The sequence below is a fragment of the Stenotrophomonas sp. GD03819 genome (genome assembly GCF_029841665.1).
Taxonomy (GTDB): Bacteria; Pseudomonadota; Gammaproteobacteria; order Xanthomonadales; family Xanthomonadaceae; genus Stenotrophomonas; species Stenotrophomonas geniculata.
The window spans coordinates 76955-97261 of sequence record NZ_JAOCEW010000002.1 but is presented as its reverse complement, the minus strand read 5'-3'; the positions used below and the strand labels follow the sequence as shown (position 1 = coordinate 97261).

General features: G+C 62.8%; 22 protein-coding genes. 6 read left to right on the top strand and 16 right to left on the bottom strand.

What is annotated here, in order from left to right:
• Position 1 precedes the first annotated feature (1 nt).
• Positions 2-295, bottom strand: a complete 294-nt coding sequence (locus N5D45_RS01655) for a BPSL0761 family protein (RefSeq protein WP_223224794.1) — start codon at positions 293-295, stop codon at positions 2-4.
• A 294-nt stretch (positions 296-589) separates the two neighbouring features.
• Between N5D45_RS01655 and N5D45_RS01650 the strand changes: the two genes are divergently transcribed.
• The 5 genes from N5D45_RS01650 to N5D45_RS01630 all read left to right on the top strand — a co-directional run bounded on the left by N5D45_RS01650 (position 590) and on the right by N5D45_RS01630 (position 7412).
• Positions 590-853 carry a cation transporter gene (locus tag N5D45_RS01650; protein ID WP_021201833.1) on the top strand — a complete coding sequence of 88 codons (264 nt, stop codon included), beginning with the start codon at positions 590-592 and terminating at the stop codon, positions 851-853.
• Positions 854-990: 137 nt separating this feature from the next.
• On the top strand, positions 991-1386 hold the full coding sequence (locus tag N5D45_RS01645) for a hypothetical protein (RefSeq protein WP_005413404.1): 396 nt from the start codon (positions 991-993) through the stop codon (positions 1384-1386).
• 73 nt (positions 1387-1459) lie between these two features.
• Positions 1460-2764 carry a TolC family protein gene (locus N5D45_RS01640; protein WP_153855341.1) on the top strand — a complete coding sequence of 435 codons (1305 nt, stop codon included), beginning with the start codon at positions 1460-1462 and terminating at the stop codon, positions 2762-2764.
• On the top strand, positions 2761-4275 hold the full coding sequence (locus tag N5D45_RS01635; RefSeq protein WP_005413406.1) for an efflux RND transporter periplasmic adaptor subunit: 1515 nt from the start codon (positions 2761-2763) through the stop codon (positions 4273-4275). Before N5D45_RS01640 ends, N5D45_RS01635 begins: the two co-directional genes overlap by 4 nt.
• Positions 4272-7412 carry a CusA/CzcA family heavy metal efflux RND transporter gene (locus N5D45_RS01630; protein WP_005413407.1) on the top strand — a complete coding sequence of 1047 codons (3141 nt, stop codon included), beginning with the start codon at positions 4272-4274 and terminating at the stop codon, positions 7410-7412. Before N5D45_RS01635 ends, N5D45_RS01630 begins: the two co-directional genes overlap by 4 nt.
• A gap of 104 nt (positions 7413-7516) precedes the next feature.
• Here N5D45_RS01630 and N5D45_RS01625 read toward each other — a convergent pair whose 3' ends face one another.
• Positions 7517-8347 (bottom strand): DUF4198 domain-containing protein, encoded by an 831-nt coding sequence (locus N5D45_RS01625; protein ID WP_005413408.1) that lies wholly within the window; start codon positions 8345-8347, stop codon positions 7517-7519.
• A 26-nt stretch (positions 8348-8373) separates the two neighbouring features.
• Positions 8374-8703, bottom strand: a complete 330-nt coding sequence (locus N5D45_RS01620; RefSeq protein ID WP_223025135.1) for a TonB-dependent receptor — start codon at positions 8701-8703, stop codon at positions 8374-8376.
• A gap of 46 nt (positions 8704-8749) precedes the next feature.
• Here N5D45_RS01620 and N5D45_RS01615 point away from each other — a divergent pair, with 46 nt between their 5' ends.
• The gene (locus tag N5D45_RS01615) at positions 8750-8938 is read left to right on the top strand and encodes an arginase family protein (RefSeq protein ID WP_187756563.1); all 189 of its coding nucleotides are present in this window, start codon (positions 8750-8752) and stop codon (positions 8936-8938) included.
• Between the two features lie 29 nt (positions 8939-8967).
• Here the strand turns inward: N5D45_RS01615 and N5D45_RS01610 are convergent, their stop codons facing one another.
• The 13 genes from N5D45_RS01610 to N5D45_RS01550 form a co-directional block, all read right to left on the bottom strand.
• Entirely contained in the window at positions 8968-9519 is a 552-nt protein-coding gene (locus N5D45_RS01610; RefSeq protein WP_031269107.1) for a DUF305 domain-containing protein, read from the bottom strand.
• A gap of 74 nt (positions 9520-9593) precedes the next feature.
• On the bottom strand, positions 9594-9869 hold the full coding sequence (locus tag N5D45_RS01605) for a hypothetical protein (protein ID WP_005413412.1): 276 nt from the start codon (positions 9867-9869) through the stop codon (positions 9594-9596).
• Between the two features lie 28 nt (positions 9870-9897).
• Positions 9898-12219, bottom strand: coding sequence for a copper-translocating P-type ATPase (locus tag N5D45_RS01600; RefSeq protein WP_219625521.1), 2322 nt, complete (start codon positions 12217-12219; stop codon positions 9898-9900).
• A gap of 61 nt (positions 12220-12280) precedes the next feature.
• Positions 12281-13210, bottom strand: coding sequence for a copper homeostasis membrane protein CopD (copD, locus tag N5D45_RS01595; RefSeq protein ID WP_017354978.1), 930 nt, complete (start codon positions 13208-13210; stop codon positions 12281-12283).
• Between the two features lie 10 nt (positions 13211-13220).
• The gene (copC, locus tag N5D45_RS01590) at positions 13221-13604 is read right to left on the bottom strand and encodes a copper homeostasis periplasmic binding protein CopC (RefSeq protein ID WP_005413416.1); all 384 of its coding nucleotides are present in this window, start codon (positions 13602-13604) and stop codon (positions 13221-13223) included.
• Between the two features lie 178 nt (positions 13605-13782).
• Positions 13783-14133, bottom strand: a complete 351-nt coding sequence (locus N5D45_RS01585) for a four-helix bundle copper-binding protein (protein ID WP_012480213.1) — start codon at positions 14131-14133, stop codon at positions 13783-13785.
• Between the two features lie 70 nt (positions 14134-14203).
• Positions 14204-14569 (bottom strand): DUF411 domain-containing protein, encoded by a 366-nt coding sequence (locus N5D45_RS01580; RefSeq protein WP_019184727.1) that lies wholly within the window; start codon positions 14567-14569, stop codon positions 14204-14206.
• A 173-nt stretch (positions 14570-14742) separates the two neighbouring features.
• On the bottom strand, positions 14743-15288 hold the full coding sequence (locus N5D45_RS01575; RefSeq protein ID WP_223224792.1) for a nuclear transport factor 2 family protein: 546 nt from the start codon (positions 15286-15288) through the stop codon (positions 14743-14745).
• Entirely contained in the window at positions 15272-16042 is a 771-nt protein-coding gene (locus N5D45_RS01570) for a cytochrome c (protein WP_005413420.1), read from the bottom strand. Before N5D45_RS01570 ends, N5D45_RS01575 begins: the two co-directional genes overlap by 17 nt.
• Positions 16043-16054: 12 nt before the next feature.
• On the bottom strand, positions 16055-17323 hold the full coding sequence (locus tag N5D45_RS01565) for a copper-binding protein CopB (protein WP_005413421.1): 1269 nt from the start codon (positions 17321-17323) through the stop codon (positions 16055-16057).
• Positions 17320-19188, bottom strand: a complete 1869-nt coding sequence (locus tag N5D45_RS01560) for a copper resistance system multicopper oxidase (protein ID WP_012480217.1) — start codon at positions 19186-19188, stop codon at positions 17320-17322. Before N5D45_RS01560 ends, N5D45_RS01565 begins: the two co-directional genes overlap by 4 nt.
• Before the next feature lie 113 nt (positions 19189-19301).
• Positions 19302-19721, bottom strand: a complete 420-nt coding sequence (gene copL / locus N5D45_RS01555; RefSeq protein WP_012480218.1) for a transcriptional regulator CopL — start codon at positions 19719-19721, stop codon at positions 19302-19304.
• A 174-nt stretch (positions 19722-19895) separates the two neighbouring features.
• Positions 19896-20246: a helix-turn-helix transcriptional regulator gene (locus N5D45_RS01550; protein WP_043033515.1), complete on the bottom strand. Its 351-nt coding sequence runs from the start codon at positions 20244-20246 to the stop codon at positions 19896-19898.
• Between the last annotated feature and the right edge of the window lie 61 nt (positions 20247-20307).

Genomic DNA, 20307 nt, shown 5'->3' with positions numbered 1-20307 from the left:
GTCAGATGCGATGAGGGCCGAGCGGGTACCCGGAGAACCAATCCGCCTCGATCTCGCTGCTCAGGTAGGGTCGTACGAAGGCCGACTGGGTCAGCGCTCGCAGCCGCTCTTCGTGCTCAGCAATCGCCTCGATGTCGCTGACGGTTGGATAGTGCCGCAGCAGTCGATATGCCTCTTGCCGCACCTCTTTAGGCACGGCTTGGCTGGCCGCTAGCTGCCTGAGGAACGCGCCCGCCTGCAGCACATTGCGGGTGCGCTCAGATGGCATCGTCATGACATCAAGAATGACTAGCACTAAGGAATGCTTAGCTTATCGCGTTTGTGGCCGGCCAGGGCACGGTGCAACTACAGACCTTGCGATTCCTGTATTAATGTAATATAATCAATAACTTAATTCGCATAAGTGAGCGTTATGTCCATGGAGTGAGGGCCAATAGGAACGAGCAGGTAGCCTGAGCCTTCCCATGATGGGAAGGTCAACAACGCGGGACGGATTACCACTCAACTTGCCTGTCGTTTGACCTTCCCACCGTGGGAAGGCTCATCGTCACGCCGTCGGCAAACCGCCGATGCTTTTGGAGGGTTGTCCATGAATCTCGTTGTTGAAGGTATGACCTGTGGTCACTGTGTCCGAACGGTCACCCAAGCCATTCAGGCCCTTGACCCCCACGCCCAGGTGGACGTCGATCTGGGCAGTGGCGTGGTCAAGATCGAGGGCCTGCTTGCCGTAGAACAGGCGGTTGAGGCTATCCAGCGGCAAGGCTATGTGATCGCTGCGGTGCTCCCTTCTGAGGCTGGTACGCCGGCCGCCCCGGCCGTCGCATCCTCCTGCTGCGGCGGATGCCACCGCTGAGTCCGCGCGAGGGCTTGATCCTGATCAATGACAGTCGGCCCCAAGAGGGCTAGACTGGCCATCATGAGAGCTCGCACGTCCCCTGCCCTGATCTGCCCAGCGTCCGCAGGCGCTGCTTCGGGCGTGCGGGAGCTGTCATGGTGAGGCTGCTGAGGCGGTGGCGGCGACCCCGTTCTCGTGCCCGACTGGCATGGCTGGGACTGTGGGCGCTGCTGCTGCAGCAACTCGCGCTGGTGGCTTACGCCTGTCCGCTGGAATCGGTGGAAGCTGGACAAGCGACCCTGATGGTCGGTTGCGAAGAGATGTCCACGCCGGATCCCGATGCTCCGGCGTTGTGCGACCAGCATTGCCAGCGCGATCACATCGCCACGGCCGATGCGAAGGCCCCTCAAGTGCCTTACCAGCCCGCGCTGGCCGCCTTCGCGCTGGTGCAGGCTCTGTTGCCACCGGTACACGCGCAGTTGTATCGGGATGTTCCGGTGTGCGTGTCCGATCCGCCTCCCCTGCAGCGCTTCTGTAGCCTGCTGATTTAAGCCCCCTCCTGGATTGACCCGTGCTCGTGCTGCATGCGTTGCAGCGCGCTCGTTGTCGTTTCCCGGAGGTCTTATGGAGATGTCTTTCTTCTTGCGTGCAAGGCGCAAGATGGCGTGTGGGTTCGTGTTTGCCCTGGCGCTCAGTGGTCCTGTGCTGGCGGCATCGCCCGCTATCCCGATCAGCTACACAGAAGCCCTACAACGGGCGCTTGCTAACGCCCCAACCCTGCACGTGCGCCGATCGCAGATCGATGCCAGTACCGAAGAAGCCGCGCGTGCTGGCGCGCTTCCCGACCCACGTTTGATCGTGGGGCTGGCGAACTGGCCCGTCAGCGGACCCGATGCCTTCAGCTTGCGGGCCGATGAGATGACCACCCAGCAAATCGGTCTGATGCAGGAGTTTCCTGCGCGTGCGAAACGACGTGCCGAGCACGCGTTGGCGCAAGCGACGCTGGCGCAAGCGCGCTCACTGTCGATGGCCGAACAGCAGATGGTGGCCCAAGCGGCCGCGCTGGCCTGGATCGAGCTGTGGAGTACGCAGCAAGCCGTAGATGCGTTGGAAGGTCTGCGCGAGCCGGCCCGTATAGCCGAGCGTGCGGCGCGTGCTCGCTTGGCAGGCGGCACGGCCGGGGCCAGTGATGTGCTTGCCGCCCAGGCCGCCCTACTGCAGTTGGACAATCGCCTGGAGCAGGTACATGCGGAGCACGCCGCCGCGCAGGCCGGCCTGGCGCGGTGGTTGGGTATTGCACCAGAGGCGATCTTGGCCAGTGGTGCGGCACCGGATTTTTCGCAGTTGCCATTGGAGCCCACCCAACTGCTGGCCAAACTGGACCAACACACGCCACTACTGGGCTGGGAGGCACGCGAGAGCTTAGCCCAGGCCCAGGTGGATGCGGCCGTGGCCGAAACCCGCCCGGATTGGAGTGTGGAGCTCACCTACGGACGTCGCGAGCGCGCACCCGACGGCATGGCGCGCAGCGACATGCTCATGGTGGAAGTGGGTGTGGGCCTGCCGCTGTTCCAGAAGAACCGCCAAGCACGAGGCATCGCGGCACGGCGGGCCGAGCTGGAGGCGGTGTCCGCAGAGCGCGATGAGGCCCGGCGCATCCAAGCCGAGTCGGTGCAACGCGCGATAGCGCGATGGCGCGGGTTAACCGGCCAGTTGGAGCGCCAGAACACGCAGAGCCTGCCTTTGGCGCGCGATCGTGCACGCACGGCGTTGGCCGCCTACGGCGCCGGTGCCGACCTGCAGCCGTGGCTGGAAGCGCGGCGCGATGAGATCGAATTGCACCTGGAGAACGCCCGTCTGCTGGGCGAACAGGGCCGTGCCTGGGCGGCACTGGCCTATCTGCTACCCCATGAGGAGAACACGCCATGAGCCCGACCAAGACGCGTCTCACACAGCTCGCCGTGGCCCTCGGGTTGCTGGCGCTCGGCTTTGCCGGCGGCTACGCCTGGATGACTCGAACCTCTGATACCACCCCGCCCCCCGGCACGAGCGTCGCAGATCAAGCACGCAAGGTGCTGTACTGGTACGACCCCATGGCGCCGGAGCAGCGATTCGACAAGCCGGGCAAATCTCCGTTCATGGATATGGAGTTGCTGCCCAAATACGCAGATGAGGCCATAGGGGGCGGAACGCAGATCGATCCGCGCCTGCAGCAGAACGTGGGCATACGCACTCAGGAAGTGACGGTAGAGTTACTAGGGACTGCCGTACGCGTGCCGGGCACACTGACGTGGGATCTGACCCAGGAAAGCGTGATCAGTGCGCGCATGGAAGGCTTGATCACCCACGTGCAGGTAAAGGCGCCGTTTACCGAGGTTCGTCGTGGTCAAACGCTGGCCACCGTGCAGGCCCCGGCATGGAACGCGGCCATCGCCGAAGCACATGCCCTGAGCCAAGCTCAGTCCGCGGGCGCGCGTGAGCTGCAGGGTGCGGCGCAACAACGGTTGCGTTCGTTGGGTGTTCCTTCTGGCGCCTCGGCCAGAAGTGGCGTCGTGCTTAGCGCAGACCACAGTGGTGTCGTGACCGAGATCCTGGCACGCGAGGGACAGACGGTGATGCCCGGTACGCCACTGTTCAAGATCAATGGGCTGGACACGTTGTGGCTGGAGGCCTCGGTACCCCAGGCAGCGCTGGGCACCTTGCGGCCGGGGACCTCAGTGCAGGCCACGGTCAGTGCCTGGCCGGCAGAGCGCTTTGCCGGACAGATCCAGGCGTTGCTTCCCCAGGTCGACATGGCTAGTCGCACGCAGCGGGCGCGAATTGTGCTGCGCAACCCGCAGCGTCGGCTGGTGCCGGGCATGTTCGCCGAGGTTCTGGTGCAGCCCGACGCCGAGCAGGCCCTGCCAGTCGTTCCCACGGAGGCGCTGATCGCCACCGGGCGGGACAGCCGGGTCATCGTGCAGGATCCGGACGGGAGCTTCCGGCCAGTGCGGGTGAGTGTGGGACGTAGCGTGCAAGGGCGCACGCAGATCGTGGCAGGCTTGGCCGGTGGTGAACGCGTGGTCGTCTCGGGTCAGTTCTTGCTCGACTCCGAAGCCAGTCTCTCCGGTGCGTTGGAGCGCCTGGGTGCTGCACAACCGACACGCCCTGCCAGCGCATCAGGTGTGCACGAGCGCCATGACGCCGGGCACGAACCACGCACTGTCGTGCCGTCACCGTCCAGACAGCCGGCGCCTGTCGCGCCAGACACCTCCACCTCTACGCCGCCGCGCTGCCCGGTGCAGTACTGGTATGACCCGATGGTGCCGGAGAAGCATTTCGACAAGCCGGGCAAGTCACCGTTCATGGATATGCAGTTGGTACCCAAGTTCGGCCCCGCCGCAGCCGCTGATTGCCAGGCAAGCGAGGTCATGTCCGAAGCGATGGAGGGCACACCATGATCGCGCGCCTGATCCATGCTTGCATCGCCAATCGCGTGCTGGTGCTGGTTGCCGCCGCGCTGCTGGCGGTGGTCGGTATCTGGTCGGTAAAGAACACGCCGCTGGATGCGCTGCCGGACCTGTCCGATACCCAGGTCATCATCCGCACGCAATGGGCGGGGCAAACCCCGCGCATCATCGAAGACCAGGTCACCTACCCGTTGGCCACCACGATGTTGTCCGTGCCGGGCGTGAAGGCGGTACGCGGCTTCTCCTTCTTCGGTGATTCATTCGTCTACATCCTGTTTGACGATGCCACTGATCTTTACTGGGCGCGCTCTCGAGTGCTCGAGTACTTGAGCCAGGTACGCGATCGACTTCCGCCGAATGTGAATCCGGCGCTGGGTCCTGATGCGACAGGACTGGGCTGGATCTACCAGTACGCCTTGGTGGATCGGACAGGTCAACGTGATGTGGGGCAGCTGCGTGCGTTGCAGGACTGGTTTCTTCGTTATGAGCTAAAAACCGTGCCGGACGTGGCTGAAGTAGCCAGTGTGGGCGGTGCGGTGCGCGCCTGGCAGATCCAGCCCGATCCGCAGGCGTTGGCGGCCCGTGGACTGACGGTGGCCGAGCTCATCGAGGCGGTGGATGCGGCCAACGGCGCTACCGGGGGCTCGGTGATCGAACAAGGCGAAGCCGAACTGATGGTGCGCAGCGAAGGCTACCTGCGCACACAGGAGGCGTTCGAACAGGTGCCGGTAACCGGCAACGACGGCATCCCCGTCCTGCTCGGCGAGGTGGCCACGATCAGTCGCGGGCCGGTCTTCCGTCGTGGTATCGCAGAGTTGGATGGTCAAGGTGAGGTGGCCGGCGGCGTGATCGTCCTGCGGACCGGCAAGGATGCCTTGGGGGCCATTCGGAACGTCAAAGCGCGACTGCAGGCGTTGCAATCCAGCTTGCCCGAGGGCGTGGAAGTGGTGCCGGTGTACGACCGCTCCGAGCTGATCCAGGATGCGGTACGCAACCTCACCCACAAGCTTGGCGAAGAGTTTCTGGTCGTAGCGCTGGTATGCCTGCTGTTCCTGTGGCACCTACGCTCGGCGTTGGTGGCCGTCATCACCCTGCCTTTGGGTATCCTGGCGGCCTTCATCGTGATGCACGCCCAGGGGATCTCCGCCAACTTGCTGTCATTAGGCGGCATCGCCATCGCCATTGGTGCGATGGTCGATGCAGCGGTGGTGATGATCGAAAATGCACACAAGCATCTGGAGCACTGGCGGGAGGCGCACGGCCGGGAACCTCAGGGTGAGGAGCGCTGGCAGCTGATGGCCCGCTCGGCGGCCGAGGTCGGACCGGCCCTGTTCGCCAGCTTGCTGGTCATCACCCTGTCTTTCGTGCCGGTTTTTGCCCTGCAGGCGCAGGAAGGGCGATTGTTCTCGCCTCTGGCCTACACCAAGACCTACGCGATGGCCGCCGCAGCAGGGTTGTCGGTGACCTTGATCCCCGTCTTGATGGGCTACCTGATCCGCGGCCGCATCCGCCCGGAACAGCAGAACCCCATCAATCGCATCCTGATCGCTGGCTATCGGCCCATCCTGCTGTGGGTCCTCAAACATCCCGGTGTCACCTTGCTGCTCAGCGGCCTGCTGCTAGTGCTCACCTTGATCCCCTTTAGCCGGTTGGGCAGTGAGTTCATGCCGCCCTTGGAAGAAGGCAGCCTGTTGTACATGCCCACGGCCCTGCCCGGCCTGTCCGCCGACAAGGCCCGTCAGTTGCTCCAGCTCTCGGGCCGGATGATCAAGACCGTACCGGAGGTTGAGCACGTGTTCGGCAAGGCGGGCCGTGCCGAAAGTGCGACCGATCCGGCACCGATCGAAATGTTTGAGACCACCGTGACCTTCAAGCCGCGGGATCAATGGCGCCCGGGCATGACCCCCCAGAAGCTACGCCAGGAGTTGGACGCAGCGGTCAAGATTCCCGGTCTGACCAACCTATGGGTCCCGCCCATTCGCAATCGCATCGATATGTTGGCCACCGGCATCAAGAGCCCGATTGGGATCAAGGTCTCCGGACCCGATGTGGAGCAGATCGAGCGCCTGAGCCAGCAGATCGAGCAGGTGGCCAAGACTGTGCCCGGCGTGAGTTCGGCACTGGCCGAACGCGTCACGGGTGGGCGCTATGTCGATGTACAGGTGCGCCCGGAAATCGCTGCACGTTACGGATTCACTCAAGGCCAACTCCAGCAACTGATTGCCACGGTCGTTGGCGGTGATCCAATCGGGGAAACGATCGAGGGGCGCGAACGCTATCCCATCGTCTTGCGCTACCCCCGTGGCCAGCGTGACTCGTTGCAGGCCTTGCAGGATCTGCCGCTGATCGCGCCAGGCGGTGTGCAACTGACCTTGAGCCAGGTGGCGGAGCTGTCAATCAGCCCAGGCCCGCCGATGCTCAAGAGCGATAACGGCCGGTTGGTGGGCTACATCTACGTGGATGTGGCCGATCGCGACTTGGGATCGGTGGTCCAGGACCTGCAAGCCGCGGTGCAGACCCAGGTGAGTTTGCCTGCCGGCTATGGTCTGGCGTGGTCGGGGCAGTACGAGTATCTGCAACGGGCTTTGGCACGCCTGCAATGGGTGGTGCCCGCGGCGTTGGCGATCATCTTCCTGGTCATCTGGATGGTGTTTCGCCGGCTTAGCGATGTATCCATCATCCTGCTCAGCTTGCCCTTGGCGTTGGTGGGCGGTTTCTGGTTGATCTGGGGGCTGGGCCATGCGATTTCGGTGGCCAGCATGATCGGATTCATCGCCCTGGGCGGCGTTGCGGCTGAGTTCGGCGTCATCATGCTGCTGTACCTGCGTCATGCCTGGGAGCAGCGCTTGGCCAGCGGTGCGCCGGAAGATGTGTCTACCCTGCAAGAGGCTATCTACGAAGGCGCCGTGCAACGGGTGCGCCCGAAGGCGATGACGGTAGCCGTCATCCTGGCCGGGTTGTTTCCGCTTTTCGTCGGTGCCGGTGCCGGCTCGGAGGTCATGCAACGTATCGCCGCGCCGATGCTGGGTGGCATGCTCACCGCACCGGTGCTCTCTATGGTGGTGATTCCCGCAGCGTTCTATCTAGTGCGGCGACGTGGATTGCGCGCGGCGCGGGGCGACCAATGAGAGACAGACTGAGCACTTGAGGTAAGTCCCCACAAAAAGACGCCAGTCATGGAAGAAGTCATGACTGGCGTCAAAGGGGAGAGTACCGCCTACATGCTTACTTATCAGTGCCCGGCGTGCGGGGAAATCTCAAAGCTCAGCGACGCCCGATCCGACACAAAATCCAAACCCTTTTGTGTAGAGGGCACAATGTGATTGGTGTGGATGTACCAGGTCTTGGCGGTGGTCACCTGGAAACTGGCTTGGCCTTGGGCATCGGTGCGCAGGAGCGTAGCGCTACCGTGCCCACCCTTGACCGGTGCGTCAGCACGATGACCGACGTACACGCGTAGGTTGGGCACTGGCGTGCCCTGCTGCAGCACCTGGAACGACAGCTGTTCGCCGACCTTCACGCTTCCAGGATTGCGGGCCAAGCGGATCTCCAGCGGATAGCCCAGCGAGGCAGCGAAATCGTCGGTCAGTTTTGTGCCCACCTGTCCAATGGTACGAGCATGCTTGGTATAGCTATAGGTGACCCCTTTGGGAAACTTGCTCGCATCATAGGTGGCCAGGGTATCGGGCAAGTCTTCCAACTCCAGGTACTTGCCGAACTCGCTGGCCGTACGCGTGCTGGTGGAGGCCATCGTCGAGACCCCCAGCAGATAGGTGCCCTCGCCCGCCGGATGCACGGTGAGCTGGCTCTGCTTGCCGACCTCTTTCCAACTGGCCAAGTCCGGTGCAGCCTTAGCGCCGCCCTGACTCAGCGAAACGTCCTGTAGACGCGCTCGGGTGACTGCACCTGCACTTTCATCGAAGGTGCCATTGTTCACCAACGCTGTGTTCGCCTCGCCCGCTGCGGTGCCAGGCTTGGAGAAAGCGACAAACAGGTCGTGCGCACCGGCACTGCCGGCCACAGCGAACAGCAGTAGTGTGGCGGATAGTTGCGTGTTTCTCATGATGTGTAGCTCCTCGTGATCGTGGCTTACCAGTGGTAACCAAAGCGGACATTCCAGCGACGACCCAGCAAGTCGTACGTCATGGTGTCGGTGTCGGTGTTGGGGTTGTTCTTCACGAACGGCGCCTTCTTATCGAGCACTTTTTCAACGCCGGCGGAGATATCCCACTTCTTCTTGATGCCGTAGCTCAGTTGCAGGCTGTGGTACACCACGCTGGACACATGCGAGCCGATCGTGTCGGGCACGGCGATGATGTCGTCCGCGCTGCCGATGTACTGCGCCGAATAGACGCCGGTCCAACGGTTCTTGCCCATACGCAGTGAGCCCAAGCCACGCCACTGGGTGTAGCTACCCAAGCCGCTGGTGATCTTGCCGGCGTACTCAATGGTGGTGGCCCCGGGCGTGAGCGCCCCCAACCCACGCGGGGTGAGTCTGGAGGTCCTGGAAGCCCTGCTGGATCTGGTCATGGCCTCGGGCAAGGTACGTGTGGTCGACGTGGCGGAACTGTGTCCGCCCCTGGATCCGGATCAAGCCACCGCACGTGTGGCCGCGCGTTTGATCCACCGAATGGTCAGTGCGCAGGCTCAGTGAAGTGATATCGGCTGGCAAAAGGCAGTGAGCTAATGGGAACGCTCAGCCAGCAACTGCTTCATTTGCGCGATCTCCTGTGTCTGCGAGGTAATAATGTCCTGGCAGAGCTTCACCAACTCAGGATCCTTCAGACGATTCTCCTCACACATCAGGATGGCGCCAGCGTGGTGGGGAATCATCGAACGGATGAACTGTTTGTCAGTGACCGCTGCTTGAGTGCGAATGCCCCACCAGCAGAACAGCATGAACGCCACCGTCAGACCAGCCAGAATCAGATTGCGTCGGCGATCGGGGTACATGCTGGACATTAGCCACAGCTCGATCAGCAGCATGGGAGCGGCCATCAGGCCCGCCATGTAGAACTGGTTCACGTTGTTATAGACGTTAGCCCACTGATCGACCATTGCGTACATCAATGCGTACATGGCCACGAAAGACAGGCCCATCATCAACAACAGGCGGCCGTAATGGCCTTGATGCCCTTGTTGTGCCTGGTGGGCAGGTTGGTGTGAGGCGTGCGGTTTTGCGTGCTGGGACTGCGGGTCTTGCGCGTTTTCGTGCGTACCGTGCGAAGAGGACATAACAATCTCCGTGGGAATGGCAGAACGGCGGAAGAACCCGCGAACTGTTGGAACAGCTCCCGGGCTGAGAACACTTACATACCCTTGCCGGCAGCGAATTCCTGCGGGCTCAGCTTGCCATCTTTGTTGCTATCGAGCATGCCAAAGTGCGGCGCCAGCTTGTGCTTGGCCAGTTCTTCCTTGGACAGCGAGCCGTCCTTGTTGGCATCGAGCTTGGTGAAATCGGCATCGGCCGCCGCCGGCTTGTGCTGACCGTGGTCGGTGGTGGGCGTGGTGGTCTGGCCGCCGGCGAAGGCCGCGCCCGCCATCAGGAACAAGGCCATCATCGAGAGGGAGGCATAACGCTTCATTGCAGTACTCCTTGTGGGATATGAGCCATCAGTGACAGGAATGGCCGCGCGCAGGCTCATCGGCGCGGTCAGGGTGGGGGGTGGCAACAACGGTGGAGCCGGACAAACGCAGGGCATTGGTGACCACCGAAACCGAGCTCAGGCTCATGGCCAGGGCCGCCATCATCGGACTGAGCAAAAGGCCGAAGCTGGGATACAGCAAGCCGGCGGCGATAGGCACGCCGATGGCGTTGTAGACGAAGGCGAAGCCCAGGTTCTGCTTCATATTGGCCACCGTCAAAGACGAGATGGCACGGGCTTGCACGATGCGCCTCAAATCACCCTTGACCAGGGTGAGCTGGGCGCTGGACATGGCCACATCCGTGCCCGTCCCCATCGCGATGCCCACATCGGCTGCCGCCAGGGCCGGCGCATCGTTGATGCCATCGCCAGCCATGGCCACGCGACGACCCTGGGCTTTGAGTTGCTGGACCAGGTCGGCCTTGTCCTGCGGCTTGACGCCACCACGCACATCCTCGATGCCCAGCGTGCGCCCCACGGCCTCGGCCGTCGCCTGTGCGTCACCGGAGGCCATCACCACGTGCAGGCCATCGGCACGTAGCAGGTTCAAGGCAGGCAAGGTCGTGGCTTTGATGGGATCAGCCACCGCAATGGCGCCGGCCAACCGACCATTGACCGCCAGGAACATCACGCTAGCGCCTTCTTTCCGAAGACGCTCGGCGCTGCTTTGCAAAGGTGCTACATCGGCGCCAACCGACGCCATCAGGCTTTGGTTGCCGAGCACGACATCCTGATCGGACACGCGCCCGCGGACGCCTTGGCCGGTGAGCGAATCAAAATCTTGGGCGGCCACCAGGTTCAAGCCACGTCGCTGGGCTTCAGCCACGATGGCCTCGGCCAAGGGGTGCTCACTGCCCTGCTCCAAGCTGCCGGCCAAACAAAGGATCTGATCGGCGTCGAAGCCGGCGTTGGAGAGCGTGTCGCGAAAGGCTGGACGCCCCTCGGTCAACGTACCGGTCTTGTCCACGATCAACGTGTCGATCAGACGTAGCTGCTCGATCGCCTGAGCATCGCGGAACAGGACCCCGACCTGCGCAGCGCGGCCAGTGGCGACCATGATCGACATGGGGGTAGCCAAACCCAAGGCACACGGGCAAGCAATGATCAGAACCGATACGGCATTGAGGACGGCAAAGGTCCAGGACGGTTCGGGTCCAAACAGACCCCATCCGAAGAACGTGAGCACCGCCGTGGCCAGCACGGCCAGGACAAACCAGTACGCCACCTTGTCCGCCATACGCTGCATCGGCGCGCGGGAGCGCTGGGCTTGGGCTACCAACTGCACAATCTGCGCCAGTACCGTCCCGGATCCGACTTTGTCCGCCCGGATGACTAAGGCGCCCGTCCCGTTGAGCGTGGCGCCTATAACGTGATCACCGACAGCCTTCTCCACCGGAATGGGTTCACCGGTCAGCATCGACTCATCGACACTGGCGCGGCCTTCGATGACTTCCCCATCGACCGGCACCTTCTCGCCCGGTCGTACGCGAAGCAGATCACCCACGTGCACGTGATCCAGCGCAACGTCCTCTTCGCCCCCATCGGGTTTGACGCGGCGAGCCGTCTTGGGCGCCAATCCCAGCAGGGACTTGATGGCCGCCGAGGTTTTGGAACGCGCCCGCAGTTCCAGCAGCTGTCCGAGCAGGGTGAGCGAGACGATGACCGCTGCCGCCTCGAAGTAGACCCCTACCCGTCCATGCTCGCGGAAAGAGTCCGGAAACAGGTCCGGTGCCACGGTGGCCACCACGCTGTAGCCAAACGCGGCGGCCACGCCGATGCCGATCAGCGTCCACATGTTGGGGCTGCGATTGCCGATGGACTGTAGGCAGCGCTCAAAGAAAGGCCACCCCGCCCAGAGCACCACCGGGGCGCTCAGCACGAGCTCAATCCAGGTGCGCGCCTGCGTGGACAAGCCGGGCAGACGGTGTCCCAGCATGGCCAAGACCAGGACGATCAACGTCAAAGGCAACGTCCACCAGAACCTTCGGGTGAAATCGCGTAACTCTGGATTGTCGTCCTCCTCCAGCGAGGGCATCTCCGGCTCCAGCGCCATGCCGCAGATCGGACAGGTGCCGGGACCTGGCTGACGAATCTGCGGATGCATCGGGCAGGTGTAGACCGTGGCGTGGGTACCGCTGGGTTGGGCCACCGCTGCTGGGGCGGTCACTTCAACTTGCTGGGGAGCATCGTCCGTATAGCGGACGGGATTGGTGATGACCCGTCCATCCGCAGCCTCGACAGGGGCTGCGCCTGCAGAATGGTGATGGTCATGGGACGACGGTGAGTTCATGCCGATGCTCGCTTTAGTGGGGATGGACTGCCAAGGCAGTGTGCCATTGCGGGTTACACAGCTATTCGGGGCTGAGCGTCCCGAGCACTGAAACAACAATCAGGATCAAGATGGCCAGCGCGGCCTCAGCCGTAACACTCTGCCGCAAAGCCCGCACCTCCTGCGCGGGATCTCCGCTGGTCAGCGCTCGTTCCAAGCGCGGCACCAGCGTCCATCGGTGCAGCGCTCCCAAACCCAGCATTCCAGCGAACAGGGCCAGTTTGAAAAGCAGCAACTTCCCGTAGGTGCTCTGGAACAGGGCCGAAAACGACCACGCGGTGAGATCCCCGTAGTGCGCGATGCCGGACACGATGAGCGCACCAACGAAGATCGTTCCCAGCGTCGAAAAACCATGCAGAAAGTCATGCGTTGATCGCAGACGCCCGCTGCCGTTCGTCTCTTTGCCGCGCAGCAGCATGGCAAGGAACATCAGGACCGCTGCGATCCAGCCGCCTGCCGCGAGAAGATGGACGATGCCTGCAGCAAGCCGGACCGCGCCTGCCAAGCCCTCGCCAGCGGCGGCGTGGCCGTTCCATGCCAGCGAAGCGAGTGCGCCGCCCGCCAGCATCGCCCCCAGCGGGAAGGCGGTCTCCACCTTCCCGCGGCGACGATGCCATCCGAGCACGAACATCAGGGCGACCAGCAGCGCGCCTCTCGCCATGGCTGCCCGGCCCGCGGACGTCTCGAGCAGATACCAGCCAAGCGATGCGCGATCAACCTCGGCAAGCGGCATTCCCATGATGCCCGCGGTCTTGAAGACGACATCGAGCCCGGTGAGCACGAGACCGGCTACGGCACCCGCCAATAGAACGCCCATGAGTGACCACCCGGCCAAGGCGTCGGCGAGTGCCGATCGACGCGACCCGTACCAACCGAAGAGTGGAACCCCGAAAAGAACCATGATGACAAGGTATTCCAAGAATCTCAGTGCATAAGCCGACAGGTCGAACATTCGCGACTCCTCAGCGCACCGTGAAGCTGAAGCTGCCCGGCATGGGGTGGTTGTCACCACCGACGGCGCGGTATTCCACGGTATAGACGCCCGGAGCCAGCGGTCCAGGCAACTTGGCACGCAGGGTCTTGCCGTTGTTGACGATCTCGGTCGTGAAATTCTCGATCGGCATGGTGGAACTGCCGTGCTTCATGAGCAACTTGAGACGCGACGCCCGCGGAATCAATGTCTCGTTGAACACGAGATCGATCTGGCCTGGCGAGGCCACCACCGCATTTGCCGCCGGTGTGGACTGCTGCAGCGCGGCGTGGGCGTGCGCGACCTGCAGCGAAAACTGCCCGGCCGCGATTGCGAGGACGAGCGCGAAGGAGCGAATGACGTTGGACGACTTCATATGGATAAATCCTCATTGGAATGTGATGCAAAGCCCGTTCGGGAGGGGCCGCGCTGTGTTCGATGCGACAAGCGTTAGATGTCGGACTGTCACTGAAACCACGATTTGTCGGATTTTCTTGATACTTCCGCTTTCGCGAGACGAGGATCCCACCGGCTCAGGCGGGATCCTCGACGCATTACGCTGCCATGGCGCTGCAGCTTTCCGCGCAGCGGCGACAAACTTCGGCGCAGCGCGTCATCTCAGGGTCGTTCATGGCGTCGCATGCATCGGCGCACTGGCGGCAGATCTCCGCGCAGGCACCGCAAACCACGTCGTGAACGCTGGCACCGCGCAGCATCGCGTCGGCACTGGTTGCGCAGGTATCGGCACACGTCGCCAACAGCGCGATGTGCTCCGGGGCCGCGTGAACACCTCCTTTGGTCAGGCAGTAGTTGATGGTCTCCAGGCAGATCGCATGGCATTGCGTGCAGTTGTCGATGCACTCGTTCATGGCCTGGGGCCGGTGTGCTGCGGAATGGTGAGTCATGTAGTTCTCCTTCTTCCTCGCGGGCGAGAATCGGCGCGCCCGCAACACCGTCCCCTGTTGCTGCGACGGATCAGTGCTGTGCGAACGGTTCAGTGGTTCCGTCGCGATGTATCAGCTCGACCGTGAACGGCTGCTGGCGTCCCTCCGGGACCTCCATGCCCGGAGAACCAAGCGGCATCCCTGGGAGGACCAGGCCGCGTGCGTTCGGCTTTTCTTCGAGGAGACGCTTGATGTCCGCGGCCGGAACGTGGCCTTCGATGACGTATCCGCCGATCTCGGCCGTGTGGCAGGAGCCCTTTGCATAGGGGACACCCAACCGCTCCTTGACCAGACCCAGGTCATCCATGTCGTGCACATCCACGGTGAATCCCGCCTTCTGCACGTGGTCGATCCAGACACCGCAGCACCCGCAGGTCGGGGTCTTGTGGACGGTCATGCGTGGCAGGGCTGCTGGAGTCGCGTCGGCTGATTGGACGACAACCTGTGCGGAGGGCGAGGTTGTGGGTTGCGCGGATGAAGCATCCTGGGTGCAAGCACCCAGACCAGCCACGGCAAGGACCACAAAAGTCAGACGGTGCAATGTGAGCGTAGTCATTTCAATCTCTCGACTCAGCGCTTGGTCCGCGAGGACCAGTGGATGTGGACGATCCGCCAGCCGTCCGCGGTCTCCTTCAGCACCATCGTCTCGTCGCTCTGGACGGTCAGTGGCTGGCCGTCCTTCTGGGCATGCAACTCGCTTTCGGTTCCGACCCACGCGAACTCGCCAGCGGCTCGTGCGCGCTGACGGAGCAGCTGGCGATGGGCGCCCTTGAGGAACGCCGCATCGCTGACTGCGTGATGGCCCATGTATTCCTCGCGGCTGCGTTCGGCGCCCCCGGACTCGAGGATGAGAACGTCGGCAGCGAGCAGGGCTTCGACCGTGGCCAGATCGCCGCTAGACAGGGCCCTGTTGAAACGCTCCGCTACGGCGACCGCGGCCTCTGCAGTGACTGGGACGTCGACGTCCGCAGATGCCGCGGCAGCGGGGTGATGTGCGTGCGGCTGTGTCGCCTGCGCCATTGCGGGGGACACGACGGCCAGTGCCAGTGCGAGGGTGAACGAGATTGCTGTTGCGTTCATTGCGTGGGCTCCAAGAAGATCAATGGGGGTGCGCATGGCCGTCATCGGCCACGGGCGTGTGTGGTGCAGGGTGCGACTCCACCTTGCCGTCGGGATGGCCGTGGCTCACCAACCCGACTTCCGTGTCGCTGGGTGTCGGGCCGTGGTGATCGTCGTCCACGCCCGGCGGGTGCGCATGCGGCATGGAGTTGTTGCCCGGCTCGAATAAGGCAGGGTGATCCTCGGCCTTTTCGTCGTCATGGTGGCCTTGCGTCTCGCCGCCGCCATGCGAATGGCCCTCGCTGCTGTCGACAAGTTCCTTGTACGCAGTCGCGTCCAGCGTGGGCAACTTCTGCAGGAAGGCCGACATGTTCCATATGAACTCATCGTCCATGCTGCCGCCCCAAGCGGGCATGCCGCTGGCCTTGATGCCGTGCTTGATCACCCAGAACGCCTCAGCTGGAGCGACCGGCTGTTTGCTTAGGTTCGGTGGCGCGGGGTACAGGCCCTTGCTCATCTCGGTGGCCGCCGCGTCTGGTGAAAGATGGCAGGTCACGCACATGGCGTTGTAGTTGCCCGCACCCTGGCGGATACGCTCAGGATCATCAAGGTTCGTGGGTAGCTGAAGCTTGGCGGCGCGCACCTCAATGGAACGCTCGCGCGCCGTTTCAAGTAGCGCATACACCGGGCGACTATGCGGATCGTCGGCGGCCACGTTGTACACGCCCAGAGAGAGCGTGGCGGTTGCGACCACCGCAACCAATGCCACGCCGGCACCGAGCCATACCCACATCTTTTTGTTGGATTTCATTGTCAGTTCCCCTTAGAACCAGGTACGAAGGCCGATGACCAAGCGCGTGTCTTCAAAGGACTCGCCATGCTCGCGTCGCATGTCTGCGGTATTGCCAAACGCGCGCTCGTACACCACGCCGATGTAGGGAGCGAACTTTCGGGTGAACTCATAGCGAAGTCGTAGCCCCGCCTCAGCGGCACTCAGACCCGAACCTATCCCGCGCAATGGATCGTTCTTGCCATAGGCGGTGACTTCCACCAGCGGCTGCAAGATCAGCCGGTTGGTTAGCAGCAATTCGTACTCGGCCTCGACATTGGCGGCAGTCTGGCCCCCTTCGCCGAGATAGGCTGTGGCGGACACTTCGAACTTCATCGGCGCCAAGCCCTGTACACCGATAGCGGCGAAGTTCTGCGATGCCCCAGGCTTGAAGTCATGACGCACACCGGCCACCACATCCCACCACGTGGAGATACTGCGGCCGTAAAGCACTTCCAGATCAGCCGACTCGGTCTGACCATCCGTGCGTTCGCCTTCACTGCGGAGCCAGACGCGATTGAGGTCCGTACCGATCCAGCCCTGGCCCTCCCAGCCCAGCCCGGTGCCCGGATCGGCATCCCAGGTTTCCAGGCGATTGAGCAGCACGTAGCTCTTGATCGAGTTGTCATGCACCGGATGCGCGTGTTCCGGCGCGATGGCCGCCTTGCGATCCGCGTCCGTCACCGCGGGAATCGGGGTGCGCGGCTGCGTTGGCGCTGCAGGCCCGTGTCCCATCTGACTGTGGTCCATGCCCTCCATCGATTGCATTCCCGCTTCTGGTGTAGCGGGCGCGGGCGAATCATGGCCCATCTGCGAATGGTCCATCCCCTGCATCGCAGGCGTGGCCGTGCCGGAGGTGTCGGCTGCAGCGGGCTGTGCCATCTGACTGTGATCCATGCCCTGCATCGACTGCGCCTGCGCTGTGGGCGCCGCAGGTGTGCTCGCGGGCGAGCCGTGCCCCATCTGCGAATGGTCCATGCCCTGCATGGCAGGCTCGGCTGCGTTAGCCTGCGGCTCGGCGTGGCCCATCGCCGCATGATCGATCGTCGCTTCGCTCGTCTTGGCCGGTGTTGCAGGCTTTTGGGCTGGCGCAGGTTTTGATGTCGGTGCCTGATGTGCAGAGTGATCCTGAGTCTGGGTCTGCGCGCCCTGCTCCATCTGCATGGAGCCGTGCTGCATAGATTGGGCGCTGGCCGCATTGGCCAGGGCCAGCGAGATAGCCGTCAGCGCAGTCAGGGTGGTATCGCGTCTATTGATGTTCATTCGTCGACCCTCACCGTGCGCATCATTCCGGCTTCCATGTGATAAAGCAGGTGGCAATGGAACGCCCAGCTGCCCAACGCATCGGCACGCACGCGATACGTGCGTCGGCTACCTGGCGGCATATCCACCGTGTGCTTGCGCACCATGAAGTTGCCGTTGTCGTCCTCCACGTCACTCCACATGCCGTGCAAATGGATGGGATGGGTCATCATCGTGTCGTTAACCAATACGATGCGCATACGCTCGCCGTAGTTCAGCCGCAGCGGCTCGACATCGGAAAACTTCTGACCGTTGAAGCCCCAGGAGAATTTCTCCATGTGTCCGGTCAGATGCAGCTCGATCTCGCGACCGGGGTCGCGTCCGTCAGGGTCTTCAAAGGTGCTCTTGAGCATGGAATACGTCAGCACATGACGGCCGTTATCGCGCAGGCCATTGCCCGGATCATCCAAGCGCGAACTCACGCTCATGGCTTGGTTGTCCAACAGGGGATTGTTGGTCTCGCTAGCAGGGTGTGATTGCATGCCCCCGTGCTGCATGCCTGCCATGGCACCATCGCCGGCGGCGGGCATCGCATGGCCTGCATGGGCCGAGGTCGCGTTACCGCTGACAGGTGGGGTCATGCCAGGCATGCCCATGGCCGCACCACAGCCGCCTTCCATGCCCTTGCTGCCGCCAGACATATCCATCGACCCATGATCCATGCCCATGTCTGCCATCGTCAGCAGCGGCCGGGGATCCACAGACGGAACGGGCGCGCGTAATCCTTCGCGCACAGCGAGCGTGCCGCTGATGTAGCCGGTGCGACCGGAGTCTTGGGCAAAGATGGTGAATGCGTCCTGCCCGGAGGGCTCCACGATCACATCGAAGGTTTCTGCTACCGCGATGCGGAACTCGTCGACGGAAACCGGATGGACATACAAGCCATCTGCCGCCACCACGGTCATCTTCAGCCCCGGAATACGCACATCGAAGTACGTCATGGCAGAGCCATTGATGAAACGCAGGCGCACCTTCTCGCCACTGCGGAACAAACCGGTCCAGTTGCCCAGTGAGGTCGTGCCGTTCATCAGGTAGGTGTAGGTGTTGGCGTTGACGTCGGACAGGTCCGTGGGCGTCATCCGCATCACGCCCCACATCTTGCGATCTTCCAACGTGGCCGACAGGCCGTTGCGCTTCACATCGCGCGCAAAATCGCCGACCGTGCGCTTGTAGTAATTGTCATGGCCCGGCATCTTCTTCAAACGATCGAACAGGGCCGTCGGGTCCAGGTCTGTCCAATCGCTCAGCATCACGACGTAGTCGCGATCGAAACTGAAGGGCTCCGGCTCCAATGGGTCGATGACGATCGGGCCATAGAGCCCGGCTTGTTCCTGGAACCCTGAGTGGCTGTGGTACCAGTAGGTTCCGCCCTGATGCAGGGTGAACCGGTAGTGGTAGGTCTCACCACGTCCGATACCGTCAAAGCTCAGACCCGGCACGCCGTCCATGTTGGCCGGCAAAATGATGCCGTGCCAATGGATGGAGGTGTCCGCGCCATGGATGGAGTTAGCGGGCAATGCATTAGAGACGCGCAAGTTGACCGTGGTGCCTTCCCGCCACCGCAGCAACGGCGCCGGAACGGACCCGTTGACCGTGATCGCGGTGCGGGTCTTGCCGGTGAAGTTCATCGGCGTCTCGCCAATGGTCAGGTCAAACTCAGTGCCCGATAGTACGTTGGGTTGTCCCGGCCCCTTGAGCGCCCAACTGGCTTTGGGCCAGAAACCTAATCCTGCGACTGCGCCTCCCAAGGCCAAGCCTTGGACAAATCGCCGCCGCGAAGGCAGCAGCGGTCCACCGCGTGGACCACGAAAATCATCATGCGACATGAAAATGCTCCAAGCGTCGTGTTGCCACCGGCGGGCGGTGGTACAGAGCGGGCGGCTGGCCTAAACAGGCATGCAAGCCACACCAACGGCGCCATTGCGGCGCCTAGGGACGCTTAGCCGATCGGTGGTCGGATCAGATGAGGCAAGGCAGGTGCCGCATGCCCTAGGGGCAGCGGCATGACATCCAGGCCCAAGGCCAGTTGCACCGAAACATGCAGGCGCGCAGGAAGTGCGCTCGCGCAAGCGTGTACGCAGGCGCACCGGCACGCAGAAGACTTGCAACAGTCGGGACCGGCATGGTCGCCATGCCCAGTGCCAGCCTTTTCAATCGATGTGGCATCGGGATGATGCTCAGCACTGTGATGGGCGAAGCAGTCTTCGTCGACTTGCACCGCGGCAGCCACTTCGCTGGCCTGCTCTTCCATGACCGGGTTCATACTGACGGACGCAAACGCCGACCACGCGCCGTTAAGCACGAGCATGGCGATCAGGAACAGTCGCAGTAGAAGTGAGGAGGCTGACACGGGCGACATGGTATATCACTTTAGACAAGGCGCGTGTGTATCGGTCGTGAACAAAATCTCAAGTAAGCCTGAGATGTCGCGACTTGTCAGTCGCACTAGCCGCGGACACTGCAGCTCCCTCCAGAAGCGCCCAAAGGGCGGGTTGAGGCGAAGAGTTGCCCATAGGGCGAGCGCTTGTTCGGTTTACTTCTCGGGCGTGGCCTCGATCAGCTTCACCAACTCGCGCTTCTGCTGCTTGCTTAGCGAGCCCCAGCGCAGGAGCAACTTGGCCAGCAGATCATCGTCGGTGTAAAGGAAGGCGGCGGGGATCCCCAACGCTTGGGCCAACCGCTCAGCAATCTCCAGCATGGGCTCGTGCTTGCCACGCTCGTACTGGTTGATTCGGGGGCTGGCCACGTGAGGATCCAGACCGGCCCGGATGCCCAACTCCTTCTGCGACAAACCCGTGTGCAGGCGGGCTTGTTTGAGGCGTCGAGCGAAGGTCGGTGTTGAGTCGACGGACAAAGTCACGCGCGCACCCCATGGAGACCCCATAAGGATGGCGGATGTACCCAGCCTTGCATACTAAGATACTCTTAGCTTTGAGGCAACCGGC